At 66.7% G+C, this 11,916-nt stretch carries 18 protein-coding genes; 9 read left to right on the top strand and 9 right to left on the bottom strand.

From position 1 onward, the window contains the following. Positions 1-4 precede the first annotated feature (4 nt). Positions 5-841: an alpha/beta fold hydrolase gene (locus tag ACFTS5_RS13995; RefSeq protein WP_378630832.1), complete on the bottom strand. Its 837-nt coding sequence runs from the start codon at positions 839-841 to the stop codon at positions 5-7. Positions 842-960: 119 nt separating this feature from the next. Here ACFTS5_RS13995 and ACFTS5_RS13990 point away from each other — a divergent pair, with 119 nt between their 5' ends. Both ACFTS5_RS13990 and ACFTS5_RS13985 read left to right on the top strand, forming a co-directional pair. Then, entirely contained in the window at positions 961-1,656 is a 696-nt protein-coding gene (locus ACFTS5_RS13990; protein ID WP_378630831.1) for a DUF2993 domain-containing protein, read from the top strand. Positions 1,657-1,729: 73 nt separating this feature from the next. Next, positions 1,730-3,073: a PE-PPE domain-containing protein gene (locus ACFTS5_RS13985; protein WP_378630829.1), complete on the top strand. Its 1,344-nt coding sequence runs from the start codon at positions 1,730-1,732 to the stop codon at positions 3,071-3,073. A gap of 48 nt (positions 3,074-3,121) precedes the next feature. On the opposite strand, the gene ACFTS5_RS13980 is transcribed toward ACFTS5_RS13985, so the two are convergent. After that, positions 3,122-3,688: a TetR/AcrR family transcriptional regulator gene (locus tag ACFTS5_RS13980; RefSeq protein WP_378630828.1), complete on the bottom strand. Its 567-nt coding sequence runs from the start codon at positions 3,686-3,688 to the stop codon at positions 3,122-3,124. Between the two features lie 89 nt (positions 3,689-3,777). Here ACFTS5_RS13980 and ACFTS5_RS13975 point away from each other — a divergent pair, with 89 nt between their 5' ends. After that, positions 3,778-4,239 (top strand): PaaI family thioesterase, encoded by a 462-nt coding sequence (locus ACFTS5_RS13975; RefSeq protein WP_378630826.1) that lies wholly within the window; start codon positions 3,778-3,780, stop codon positions 4,237-4,239. A 46-nt stretch (positions 4,240-4,285) separates the two neighbouring features. Here the strand turns inward: ACFTS5_RS13975 and ACFTS5_RS13970 are convergent, their stop codons facing one another. Continuing rightward, positions 4,286-5,368 (bottom strand): fatty acid desaturase family protein, encoded by a 1,083-nt coding sequence (locus tag ACFTS5_RS13970; protein ID WP_378630825.1) that lies wholly within the window; start codon positions 5,366-5,368, stop codon positions 4,286-4,288. Positions 5,369-5,627: 259 nt separating this feature from the next. On the opposite strand from ACFTS5_RS13970, the gene ACFTS5_RS13965 reads away from it, so the two are divergent. After that, positions 5,628-5,888: a hypothetical protein gene (locus ACFTS5_RS13965; protein WP_378630823.1), complete on the top strand. Its 261-nt coding sequence runs from the start codon at positions 5,628-5,630 to the stop codon at positions 5,886-5,888. A 4-nt stretch (positions 5,889-5,892) separates the two neighbouring features. Here the strand turns inward: ACFTS5_RS13965 and ACFTS5_RS13960 are convergent, their stop codons facing one another. From ACFTS5_RS13960 to ACFTS5_RS13940, 5 genes are all read right to left on the bottom strand, one after another. Further along, entirely contained in the window at positions 5,893-6,510 is a 618-nt protein-coding gene (locus tag ACFTS5_RS13960) for a hypothetical protein (RefSeq protein ID WP_378630822.1), read from the bottom strand. A 75-nt stretch (positions 6,511-6,585) separates the two neighbouring features. After that, the gene (locus tag ACFTS5_RS13955) at positions 6,586-6,999 is read right to left on the bottom strand and encodes an arsenate reductase ArsC (protein ID WP_378630820.1); all 414 of its coding nucleotides are present in this window, start codon (positions 6,997-6,999) and stop codon (positions 6,586-6,588) included. A 12-nt stretch (positions 7,000-7,011) separates the two neighbouring features. Next, positions 7,012-8,100, bottom strand: coding sequence for an ACR3 family arsenite efflux transporter (gene arsB / locus ACFTS5_RS13950; RefSeq protein ID WP_378630818.1), 1,089 nt, complete (start codon positions 8,098-8,100; stop codon positions 7,012-7,014). Beyond that, positions 8,097-8,468, bottom strand: a complete 372-nt coding sequence (locus tag ACFTS5_RS13945; protein ID WP_378630817.1) for an ArsR/SmtB family transcription factor — start codon at positions 8,466-8,468, stop codon at positions 8,097-8,099. Before ACFTS5_RS13945 ends, arsB begins: the two co-directional genes overlap by 4 nt. Before the next feature lie 68 nt (positions 8,469-8,536). After that, positions 8,537-9,055 carry an ArsI/CadI family heavy metal resistance metalloenzyme gene (locus tag ACFTS5_RS13940; protein ID WP_378630815.1) on the bottom strand — a complete coding sequence of 173 codons (519 nt, stop codon included), beginning with the start codon at positions 9,053-9,055 and terminating at the stop codon, positions 8,537-8,539. 99 nt (positions 9,056-9,154) lie between these two features. Here ACFTS5_RS13940 and ACFTS5_RS13935 point away from each other — a divergent pair, with 99 nt between their 5' ends. Next, positions 9,155-9,514: an Rv2640c family ArsR-like transcriptional regulator gene (locus tag ACFTS5_RS13935; RefSeq protein ID WP_378630814.1), complete on the top strand. Its 360-nt coding sequence runs from the start codon at positions 9,155-9,157 to the stop codon at positions 9,512-9,514. A gap of 28 nt (positions 9,515-9,542) precedes the next feature. Here the strand turns inward: ACFTS5_RS13935 and ACFTS5_RS13930 are convergent, their stop codons facing one another. After that, a complete protein-coding gene (locus ACFTS5_RS13930; protein WP_378630812.1) occupies positions 9,543-9,935 on the bottom strand; it encodes a PPOX class F420-dependent oxidoreductase in 393 nt (130 codons plus the stop codon). Between the two features lie 83 nt (positions 9,936-10,018). Here ACFTS5_RS13930 and ACFTS5_RS13925 point away from each other — a divergent pair, with 83 nt between their 5' ends. From ACFTS5_RS13925 to ACFTS5_RS13910, 4 genes are all read left to right on the top strand, one after another. Further along, positions 10,019-10,537, top strand: a complete 519-nt coding sequence (locus ACFTS5_RS13925) for a hypothetical protein (protein ID WP_378630811.1) — start codon at positions 10,019-10,021, stop codon at positions 10,535-10,537. A 4-nt stretch (positions 10,538-10,541) separates the two neighbouring features. Next, positions 10,542-11,102: a TetR family transcriptional regulator gene (locus tag ACFTS5_RS13920; RefSeq protein WP_378630809.1), complete on the top strand. Its 561-nt coding sequence runs from the start codon at positions 10,542-10,544 to the stop codon at positions 11,100-11,102. Between the two features lie 133 nt (positions 11,103-11,235). Then, positions 11,236-11,385, top strand: a complete 150-nt coding sequence (locus ACFTS5_RS13915; RefSeq protein WP_378630808.1) for a hypothetical protein — start codon at positions 11,236-11,238, stop codon at positions 11,383-11,385. Further along, on the top strand, positions 11,375-11,875 hold the full coding sequence (locus ACFTS5_RS13910) for a CinA family protein (protein ID WP_378630806.1): 501 nt from the start codon (positions 11,375-11,377) through the stop codon (positions 11,873-11,875). Before ACFTS5_RS13915 ends, ACFTS5_RS13910 begins: the two co-directional genes overlap by 11 nt. The last annotated feature ends 41 nt before the right edge of the window (positions 11,876-11,916 follow it).

The raw sequence follows: 11,916 nt of genomic DNA, 5'->3' as shown, positions 1-11,916 counted from the left end.
CGCATCAGCCGGCACGGTCATCCGAACCCGTGAGGCGGTCGAGGATTTCCGCTATCTCGGTGGGGCGCAGGCGAATCCCCATGTGGCTGGTGTCGACCGTGTGGACGTCGAAAGGATTGCCGGGTGTGAGGGCGTCGGCTTCGGCGATCATCTTGTCCTGCATTTCGGGTGGGATCGCTCGGTCTCGGGACAGCCGGATATAGGTGCGGGGGATCTTTCCCCAGGTGGTGGCGTGCACGCGCGAATCGGCGGTCAGCACAGAGAGGGAATCTGCCGGTTCGAGCAGGTTCAGGCAGGCGCGGAATTGCTCGTCGGTGGCGTCGGCCATCAGACCGTCTTTGAGCGCCATCAGTGTGTCCGGGTCAGCCGTACGCCAGTTGACCGGGACGGTGGCAACGTCGTGGTGGCCGAGGGTTGCCAGATAGGCGGCCACACTGGGGAGTTCGACGCAGCACCAGGCGGAGATGTAGACGACGCGGGCGAGCGCGTCGGGAATCGCATTGCCGACAGCGCTGATCGTGGCGCCTCCACCGCTGGTCCCCACGAGCACGACCGGCCCGAACACCGCGACTCTGCGAACAATGACCTCGACGTGAGAAACGTTGTCCTGCAGTGTTACCGCGGCCGTTGGCGCCGGCAGTTCCGTGAATGCGGCGAGGTCCTGCGGGGCCTGGTAGGACATCGGGAAGTAGGCGTCAGCGCCGTGGCCCGGTAGGTCGACGGCGATCGCTCTGTGTCCACGCAGTCCGAGCTCACGCAGGAGAGGTGTCCAGTATCCAGCGTTGCCGTGCGCGCCGTGCACGAACACGAATGTCGGTCGACCATCCCACGGGCTCGGCAACTCGGCTCTCCTTCGGTGAACGCGGCAACCACCCACGGTAGAGGAATGTCTGGCGGGTCGAGGGCAGCATTCGGCCGCGATCCACAGCATGATGGGGGGATGGCCGAGATGGTGAATGTATGCGTGCCCTGCTGATTCTGATCGTTGTGCTGGCGATCGGGCTGGTTGTGGGCGATCGGGTCGCAGTTGTGGTGGCGCAGAACGAGATCGGACGCCAGGTTGCCGCCGAGTACAACCTTCCGGAGCGACCGGGTGTCGAGATCGCCGGGTTTCCGTTCCTGACCCAGGCCGTCGCCGGTACCTATTCCGACATCGACATCCGGATCGGCGACTGGAGTGGGCAGAACATTTCCGTCCACGATCTCGACGTCGCGCTGACCGATGTCTCCGCACCGCTGGGCGACCTGATCGACAACCGCACGTCCAATCTGGTCGCGGCTACGGCGACCGCGACCGCGGTGGTCCCCTACGACGTCGTGCTGGGTTTCGCGCCGGAGGGCGTGGAGTCGATCTCCGACAGCCCGCAAGGGCTGCGCGCCACCGGGTCGTTCTCGGTGGCGGGGATCTCGGTGCCCGCGACGGTTTTCGTCACCGTCGCACCGACCGAGGCGGGCATCGAGGTCACCCCGGTCTCGGTCCAGGCGGCGGCAGGCGGACCGACGATCTCCCTGGCATTGGTGCGCCAATCGCTGACCTTCGTCGTGCCGCTGCAAGCGCTGCCGCTCGGTGCGCGCCTGACCGCCATCCAACCGGGCGCCGATGGCCTACACGCGACCGCCGTAGCCCACGACGTGCGTTTCGACGATCTTCCGTAACACTCTTTGTCCTGTAGCACGGTCCGCCAGAATTGCCTCGACCTCGCACTTCCTCCCATCGAAGGGGTAGTCAATGATGCAGGCGTCGAACAAGCGAGTTGCCGAAACACCGCCCGTCGCGACCGGATTCGATGGACACCGTCGGCGGCGTTCGATGATCGGCGACGGCGCGTCCGTAGCAGTACTGACGGCGCTGGGCGTGAGTTGGATCAAGGCACAGGCTTTCGGCACGGTGGCCTTGGCGACCACGGCGCTGATCGTTCCGGGCACCGGTACCAGCGACCCCGCGGTGGCGCACAACTTCGAAAGCAACGCGTATCAGAACTTCATCGATCCCGGCGCGCGTGGCTGCGCCGACAACGACTGTCCCGGTGTCGCCTTCGTTCCCGTCCCGTATGACGCGGCGCTGTGGCCGGTCATCTCGTCGAAAGGCCCGGACGCGTCGTCCGCGAAGTGGGACGCCTCGGTGGCCGACGGTGTGACGAACCTAGACACGATCGCGACGCGAGTCATGGATTCGAATCCGACCGGCGCCATCGTCGTCTTCGGATACTCGCAGGGCGCGACAGTGGCCGGTGCGGAGAAGGCCGCCTCGGCCGATCTCGCGCAGCCGGACAAGGACCGCCTGTCGTTCGTACTCATCGCGAATCCGAACCGGCCCAACGGGGGGATCATCGAACGGCCGGTGCGTTTCGGTCGTCTCCCGATCGCCGACATCAGCTTCGGCCCGCCCACCCCCACCGATACCGGCATCCGGACAACGGATATCGCGATGCAGTACGACGGCATCTCGGACTTTCCGGCGTATCCACTCAATGTGCTCGCCGCCGCGAATGCCGTGCTGGGCACGCTCCTGATCCATCCGTCGTATCTGCAACCCAAGGGCAACGGCGCGGGCAGCCAACCCAAGGCGGGCGCGGCGATCTACGGATATCCGGATCGCTCCGACTACATCGCGCAACAGAACTGCGCCGTGCATCCCGGAAACTGCCAGAACCACGGCGATACGACCTACATTTCGCTGCCCAACCCGCAGGGAACGCTGCCGCTGCTGTATCCGCTGCGTGCGCTCGGGAAACACACCGGCCACACGGCGGTGACAGAACCCGCGGCCGCCCTGATGGAGCCGACACTGCGGGTACTGATCGAAACGGGATACGACCGCGCGGACTACTCGGCGCCTACGCCGCTGCGGTTCGACCAGCCATCGAATCCGGAGAAGGCCGCTCAGCTGCCGGCCGATCTTCCCCTCGCCCTCGAGCAGGGCATCGCTGACGCCGCCGCGGTGATGGAGAATCCGGCACACCATGCGGACCGAACGCTGCCGCTGGAATCGGTACTGGCCAACGCCGAGGATCTGCTACCTCCGAACCCAGCGACGCCTCTCGTCCGCGCGCTCCTCGCACCGGCGCGCTAGCGCCACCGGTCTCAGGTCGACGCCGATCGGGTGCGTGCGGAGAACTTTTCAGAGTTCGAGAAGTCTGACGAGGTTGATACCCGCGTCATCGAGCGGCTGAAGAGATTTCTCGCTGCGACATCGAATGATCGCGCCTTCGATCGTGCTGATGACGACGCTACCGACCGACGCCGCCGAGGCGGAGTCCATGCCCGTCGAGATCAGGAAATCGGCCAGTCGGCGGGTCCAGTCGGCGAAAACAGTGGCCGACGCCGCTTGCACGGCCGGCGAGTCGGCGCCGCTCTGCGCGGCAGCCACGATCGGGCAGCCCGCGGTGAACGACGACGTGCCGAGTATCCGCTTCCAGAGTTCCACCAGTCCGAGCACGACCTCCGCCGGTGACGACGATTCGGCGACCAGCGCGTCGATCGTCGCACTGATCTGCTCCCCGGCCTGCAGGGTCGCCTGCTCCATGAGTTCGTTCTTGCCGCCGGGGAAGTGCAGATATATCGAGCCTCGGGCGGTCTTGCTGTGGGCGAGGAGCTCGGTCAGCCCGGTCGCCGCGACTCCGTGTTCCCGCATCATGAGTATCGCGCTGCGGATGAGGCGTTCTCGCGGCCCCGCCACTGTGTTCATCGGCAACCCTTCCGCAATAGACCGATCAGTTCATCCTACGGTATCGTCATCGACGATAGAACGATCGGTCTATCAACAGAGAGGGAACGATGACTACCGCAACGCACAACCCTGAAACGCCGGATTTCGCCACCATGAGCGGGCTAGAACTGCTGCGCGCGGCGACCGCGATGCCCGATCGAGCCGGAATCGGGACGCTGCTCGGCATGACGGTCGAGGAACTCGAGTTCGGGCGGGTGTCGTTCAGCCTCGTCACGCGTCCCGATTTCGCAAACCCACTCGGCACCACCCACGGCGGCATCTGCGCGACGTTGCTGGACTCGGTGATGGGTTGCGCGGTTCATTCCGCGCTGGACGCGGGGGTCGGATACGGCACGTTGGAGCTGAAGGTCAACTACATCCGGTCGGTCCCGACCGACGGGCGCCGCCTCATCGGCACCGGCACGACGCTGCACGTCGGCCGCACCACGGCCACCGCCGAAGGCAAGGTGTTCGACGAGGCGGGCAAACTCGTCGCCCACGCCACCACCACCTGCATCATTCATCGCTGACCTCAGCCAGGGCGAGCCCCGATCACGAGCGTGACCGGGGCCGGAATCAGCGATCGCGTCGGAGCACGTCGGCATCCGAGGGCTCACCGGCTCGAAGGGGCGCGCCGACGCGGTGCAGGTGGGTCAGCGCCTCGCGATACGAGGCGATCAGGCCGGTCTCGTAGTACGGCACGCCGATTTCGGCGCAGTAGTCGCGGACGATCACCTGGGCATGACGCAGGTTCGGCGTCGGCATGCTCGGGAACAGATGATGTTCGATCTGATAGTTGAGCCCGCCGAGGGCGAGGTCGGTCACCACCCCGCCGCGCACATTGCGGGAGGTCAGCACCTGGCGGCGGAGATAGTCGGGGCGGTCGTCACCGGTCAAGGTCGGCATGCCCTTGTGGTTGGGCGCGAAGATGCAGCCCATGTACAGGCCGAACAGGCCCTGGTGGACGGCGAGGAACACGAGAGCTTTGTCGGCGGGCAGGACCACGAACAGTGCGGTCAGGTAGAGGGCGAAGTGACCGAACAGCAGCGCGCCCTCCCATCCGCGGTGTTTGACCGAACGATTCTTCAGCGCACGCACACCGGCCAGGTGCAGGTTGAGGCCCTCCAGCAACAGCAGGGGGAAGAACAGGAACGCCTGCGCCCGTCCGATCAGACGCGGCAGACCGCGGCTGGAGCGTGCCTGCTGTTGTGACCAGACCAGGATGTCGGGTGCGACATCGGGGTCGAGTTCCTCGTGGTTCGGGTTGGCGTGATGACGGGTGTGCTTGTCCTGCCACCAGCCGTAGCCCAGGCCGATGCCGGCGTTGCCCGCGATTCTTCCCACGAGCTCCGTGGGCTGACGCAGCCGGAAGACTTGACGGTGGGCGACATCGTGCATCACCAGCGCGACCTGCGCGAACGTCACGGCCATGAACGCCGCGACCAGCAGGGTCCACCACGAGTCCCCGACCAGGACGAACGCCGCCCACCCGCCCACGAACGCCGTCCCGACGAGGCTCAGCCGCATCGCGTAGTAGACGGGCCGGCGGCGCATCAGCCCCGCGTCGGAGATTCTGCGCAACAGGCGGGCGTAATCGCCGTCGGCGCCGCGCCGCGGCGACCGTGGAGGTGACTCGGGAACCAGAGCAGGTGTCGTCATCTCCCGAAGCTATCGACCGAATTCTCGTCGGCCGTAATCCCTTGGTATGACATCGAATCGGACTGCGGGGTGATATTCCGAAGGCGCCCGCGGGCCGAGCCGACCGAACGGTGACCCACGGACACATCCGCGCCGCCGAAACGGACGGCGCGGATTCGAGGGTTCAACCGTGACGCTCGCGGGTAAAGAAAGCTCGACACCCGTTCGCGAAACCGGCGAACGGGGCGTCCTGACGGACGTTCACAGGGTGGAGAACAGCTTGCTGAAATTGATCGAGCTCATACGGAGACCGGCACAGGCGACAGTCCCGACCGCGCCCCCGACCGCGGCCGGGTCGCTACGGGCGGGCGACATCGTGCTCACCGCCAAGCGCAGCTACCGGGTGGTCAGCACGAGCTTCGCCGACGACGCGCGCCGCGCGGGCCGAGTGGTCGCCGACACCGTCGACCTGGTCACCGGACGGCTGCGCGTGCTCGACTTCCCGAGCGCCGACACGATGGTCACCGTCGAAACGGCCTAGCCCGTCAGACCGGCCGATGCCGCACATCGGCGGGATACGGCTGTCGAGGAGTGGAGTAACCGCCGGTGGCGGGTCCCTTTTCCTCGATCACACGACGCTGCTCGACACCACGCGCGCGTTCAGCGAACGCGATGTCTCTGGTGCTGAGCACCGACAGGCGGCCCAGCGAGCTCGCGGCGAAGAACAGGATCAGCGCGCCGAGTCCGTAGAAGAACGTCAGCTGCAGCAGCGCGCGCTTCAGATCCGAGGTGGCGACCGGCTCGCCGATGTCTCCGAGGCGCAGCAGATCGGCCAGGAACGGCCCGATCACGAACCACGCACCTGCCGCGACCGACAACCAGCCACCGAAACTCGCGACCACCCGGTTTCTGCTCATCAGCATGAGCAGTCCACCGACGATCGCGACAACGCCCGGCAGGACCTGTAGCCAGCCGCGTGCCGAGGTCCACACCCACGGCTCGTCGGGGGTGTACGCGAAATCGAAGTACGGCCCGACGAACGGTATGAGTGCGCCCCAGATGCCGAGGAGCAGCACCGCCAGCCCGCCCAGCGCGCCCCGGCTACGCGGAATACGCAATCGCCCGCCGGTCCCGGTCGACACTTTCTCGTCGTGATCCACCATGACGCCTCCGATCATCGAGAACAGAAGTAGGAAGCGCTTACCCCGACCGGGACCGAATACGCACCGGTGCCGAAATCACCGCATGGTCTGTGGCAACAACTCCCCGATCAGGGCTTGCACGCGGGACTTGATCTCGTCGCGAATCGGGCGGACCGAATCGACGCCCTTGCCCGCGGGGTCGTCCAGGACCCAATCGCGGTAGCTCACGCCGGGGTACCACGGGCAGGCGTCGCCGCAGCCCATGGTGATCACGACGTCGGAGGTTTCCACCGCGTCGGCGGTCAGGATCTTCGGGGTCTGGTCGGCGATATCGATGCCGAGTTCGGCCATGGCGGCGACCGCGGACGGATTGATCGTTTCGGCGGGCGCGCTACCCGCGGACCGGACCTCGATCGCGTCACCGGCGAGGTGGGCCAGGAATCCGGCGGCCATCTGGGAGCGACCCGCGTTGTGCACACAGACGAACAACACGCTGGGCTTGGTAGTCATGGGTGGTGCCTTTCAGCCGGCCGAGGCCGGCGAAGTGTGAGTGGTGGGCTCGAATCGTTTGCGCAAGGCCAGGGAGACATAGACCAAGCCGACCAGGACAGGGACCTCGATCAGCGGACCGACGACCCCGGCGAGCGCCTGGCCGGAGGTGACGCCGTAGGTGGCGATCGCTACGGCGATGGCCAGTTCGAAGTTGTTGCCCGCGGCGGTGAACGCGAGCGTGGTGGTGCGTTCATAGCCGAGGCCGAGTGCTGCGCCCATGGCATAGCCGCCGCCCCACATGATCGCGAAGTAGGCCAGCAGGGGGATCGCGATGCGGACGACGTCGAGTGGATGGGAGGTGATCTGGTCGCCCTGCAGAGCGAACAGGATCACGATGGTGAACAGCAGCCCGTAGAGCGCCCAGGGCCCGATCCTGGGCAGGAATGTCGACTCGTACCAGTCGCGGCCCTTGGCGCGTTCACCGAGGCGGCGGGTCAGGAACCCGGCCAGTAGCGGGATTCCCAGGAAGATCAGCACCGATTTCGCGATCTGCCACGGGGAGACGTCGATGGTGGTTTGTTCCAGGCCCAGCCAGCCGGGCAGGACCGCGAGGTAGAACCAGCCGAGCACGGCGAACATGAAGACCTGGAAGATCGAGTTCAGCGCGACGAGGACGGCGGCGGCTTCGCGATCGCCGCAGGCGAGGTCGTTCCAGATCACGACCATGGCGATGCAGCGGGCCAGGCCGACGATGATCAAGCCGGTGCGGTATTCGGGCAGGTCCGGCAGGAACAGCCAGGCCAGGGCGAACATCAGCGCTGGGCCCAGGATCCAATTCAGCACCAGGGAGCTGAGCAGGAGTTTGCGGTCGCCGGTGACGGAGTCGAGGCGGTCGTAGCGGACCTTCGCCAGCACCGGATACATCATGATCAACAGCCCGATCGCGATCGGCAACGAGATGCCGTCGATCTCCACGGCGCTCAGCGTGTCGCCCAGACCGGGAATCATGTGTCCGAGTAGCAGTCCGGCAGCCATCGCGACGCCGATCCAGACCGGCAGGAACCGGTCCAGCGTCGAGAGTTTTCCCACGACGGCCGGGTGGTCGGTGGTGGTGCTCACGCGGTCACCGCTCCGGCCTCGGTCGCGAGCACGTCCGACAGCCGCGCCAGCGCGTGCGGGACGACCCGGTAGTACACCCAGGACGCGCGGCGTTCGCTGGTGAGTAATCCGGCCTCGCGCAGCACCTTCAGGTGGTGGGAGATGGTCGGCTGGGTGACGTCGATACCGGTCGACAGGTCGCACACACAGGCCTCACCGCCTGCTCGGGACGCGATCGCCGAGAGCAGCCGCAGCCGCACCGGGTCGGCGAGGGCCTTGAACAGCACGGCCAGCTCGACGGCGGTCTCGCCGCTCATCGGTGGGCGGGTGCGGGGTGTGGCCTCACACGAGGGTGAGGCCACACTCAGCGGCAGGTCTTGATTCGACATATGTCGATATTGATCGATATCGAATCAGGAAAGCAAGCGAACATCGTGTGAACTCGCTCGCTCTCTACTCAGCCGCAGCAGCTCGCGCCGGAGGCGAGGGCCTTCGTCTTGGCGTCGGAACCGCAGCAGGCACCCTCGGCGTCAGCTTCGGCGGCGGTTCCGCAGCAGACGTCGGCCGCTTCGGCGTCGGTGAGGCCGAGTTCGGGCGCGGTGCCGAAGGTTTCACTGTCGGCCAGCACCGTGTAGACCTCCCACCGCTCAGCACCCGGCCCGGTCACCCACACCTTGTCCTGGGTGGCGAAGCAACATGTGGTCGCGATCTGCTCCTCGGTGAACAGGCCGGCGTCGGAGAGTCGGGCGATCTCGCCGTGCACCTGCTCGGAGGTGTCGACCTCGACACCGAGGTGGTTGATGGACCCGCCCTGACCCGCGTTCTCGATCAGTACGAGCTTGAGCGGGGGCTCGGCGATCGCGAAGTTGGCGTAGCCGGGCTTGCGCTTGGCGGGTTCGGTGTCGAACAGGGTCGAATAGAACCGCACGGCGGTGTCGAGGTCGTCGACGTTGAGGGCCAGCTGGATACGAGACATGATCGAACCTCCACTTGTGTGACATATATCGAAGAACTTGTGATGCCGAGTCTGCTCACCTTTTCGACATATGTCAATACCGCGGGTAGGGTCGATTTCATGCCCAAGGCGCTCCCCATGATCGACATGTCCACCCCCGTCTGCTGCGCCCCCGTCGCGGCGGGGCCCGTCGATGACGCCGCCGCCCTGGAGGTGGCGTTGCGGCTCAAGGCGATCGCCGACCCGGCCAGGGTCAAATTGCTGTCGCTACTGCTGACCAGCCCACTCGGCGAGGAGAACGGCGGCGACCTCGCCGCCGCGGTCGGCCTGAGCGAGTCCACGGTCTCGCATCATCTCGGCCAGTTACGCAAAGCGGGCCTGGTGGAGTCCGAGCGGCGCGGGATGAACACGATTCACCGCGCCCGCCGCGACGCACTGTCCGCACTGTGCACAGTCCTGGATCCGAACTGCTGCACCTAGCTCGTCGCGCAGCGCACGCCCGCCACCGTCAACCGTCCAGCCGGATCCGAATTCCCACCATCCGTTCGGCGCCTCCACGCAGCCCGCTGCCCCACAGCCCGACCCGCGCGACCAGCCCGTACTTGCGTTTCATCAACGTGGTGAAATGCGCACTCGCTTCCGGCGCCAGCACCTCGGCACAGCCGGAAACCGAGGAGCCGAGAGGCTTACCGCGCCAGTCGCAAGGAGCGACGCTCACTCGACCGCCGTTGCGGATCCGCTTCACCTTTCCGGCGTCCGCCACGCTCCACACCGCCAGCGCTCGGCCGTCGCGCATCACCCAGACCGGCGTGGGCACCGCCGTGCCGTCTCGGCGAAACGTGGTGAGAAGCAGATATTTGCCGGCCGCCAGCTCGCCGAGCACCGCATCGGTGGATTCCATGGCACGATACTAACTAGTTAGTTAATTGGTGGTCGCCGGAACCGCCCAACCACGCGCGCATGTCGCCGGTGAAAGGAATCCGCATGGGGCGATTCGTCGGCACGCTGCTCGCGGGCTTCGCGGTGGGCACCCCCGCGATCCCTGTCGGCCTCTCGCTTTCCCTTCCCGGGCCGGTCGCGCTGTTGGCGGTGTTACTCGGTGCGGCGTGCTGTGTGACCTTCGCGGTCTTCGCCATGGAACGCGCCCGGCTGCTGTGGCGGTCCTGGCGGGTCCGTCGGAATTCGGTGGCCGCACAGGTGGATTCGGCGGCTCCGACCGACGGCCTTTCCCCTGTCGACGCGACCACCCCGACAACGCCCGCACAGAGCGCCCGGCTCTCCGGCGCCGCCGGTCGCCGGGCGAGGCGAGTCCTCGACCGATACGGCGTGGCAGGATTCGGCATCGTCGGGCCTGCCCTGTTCGGCACGTGGGGCTCGGCCCTGCTCGGTGCGGCGCTGGGTATCCCCCGCTGGCCGCTGATCGGCTGGCTGATGACCGGGATCACCCTGTGGTGCACGGTGCTGCTCGTCGCATCGGACGCGGCCTTCGCCGTCTTACGATGACCCCATGTCCCGAGCCGACGCCACCAAGGCCCGCATTCTTCAGGCCGCCACCGACGAGTTCGCCACGTACGGCATCGCCGGAGCCAGGGTGGACCGGATCGCCAAGACCGCGGAAGCCAACAAGAACCTCATCTACGTCTATTTCGGCAACAAGGACCAACTCTTCGACGCGGTCTTCGACGCCCACGTCACCCACGGCCTGAATTCGGTCCCCTTCACCGCCGGCGACCTGCCCGAGTACGCGGGACGGGTCTTCGACTATTGCCTGCGGCACCCCGAAGTCATCCGGCTGGCCACCTGGCACCGCCTGGAGCGTGGCGACCGGGACGACCCGGCCGTCGCAGCGCCCGCGCGCGACGCCAAGCTGGACGCGCTTGCCGCGGCGCAGGACATGGATGGCATCGGCGCCGCATTCTCACCCCCGACGCTGCTGACGCTGGTGCTGAGCATGGCTCTCGCGTGGAATCCGAGCAGCATCACCAGCCTGCCCGCCTGCTCGTCCGGCGCCGAGAGCGCCGGCGACCGCCGCAGCGCGCTCGTCGAGGCCGTGCGCCGCCTCCTGTGAACAGCGCCGACGGTGATCGGCCACCCACCTGGTACGGCCGCGCTGTTTAGGAACTGAATTCCGCGGTACGACCACTTTGGGCGGCCTGGACGAGGGCCACCGCATCGACTATCCCGGCGCCGAAGGAGGACCCGTGGGTACTCGCGACATCATCGCGCAACTACGACAGGACATCACCACCGCCAGCGACGCTGGGGACGAACGCACCGCCCAACGGCTTCGCAACGAATTGTCGAAGGCCATGGAAGAGTCCGGCGATCGATCCGACAGCAATGCCGAATGACACGGCGAACCAGCTCGCCGCTCTCGCCGAACAGCATGGGTTGACGGTAGCCGTCGCCGAATCGTTGACAGCGGGCCAGGTGGCCGCTGTCCTCGGCGCCGCACCGGATTCGGCGGTGTGGTTTCGAGGTGCGGTCGTCGCCTACGCCACCGACGTCAAACGGCACGTGCTCGGGGTTCCCGATGTGCCGGTCGTATCCGAGACCGCGGCGAAGGCGATGGCAGAGGGCGTGCGTTCGCTGATGGACGCCGACATCGCCGTCGCCACCACCGGAGTCGGCGGCCCCGAACCACAAGACGGGGAGGACGCCGGTTCCGTGTGGTTCTGCGTGGCTACGCGCGGCGACGCACAGGCCGGTCACCGCCAGTACGACGGAGATCCCGCCGAGGTTGTCGGCCGGTCGGTGCAGTACGCACTCGAGCTGCTGCTGTCGACGGCGACAACGCTGACGCGATCAGCTCCTGTGTCGGTGGCCGATAACCGGGTATAGCCCGGTATCGCGCACCTTGGCTGCTGGGGAGCTGTCCACCA

It is taken from the genome of Nocardia sp. NPDC056952, from assembly GCF_042674185.1.
Classification (GTDB): domain Bacteria; phylum Actinomycetota; class Actinomycetes; order Mycobacteriales; family Mycobacteriaceae; genus Nocardia.
This window is presented reverse-complemented; position numbering and strand designations above follow the sequence as displayed.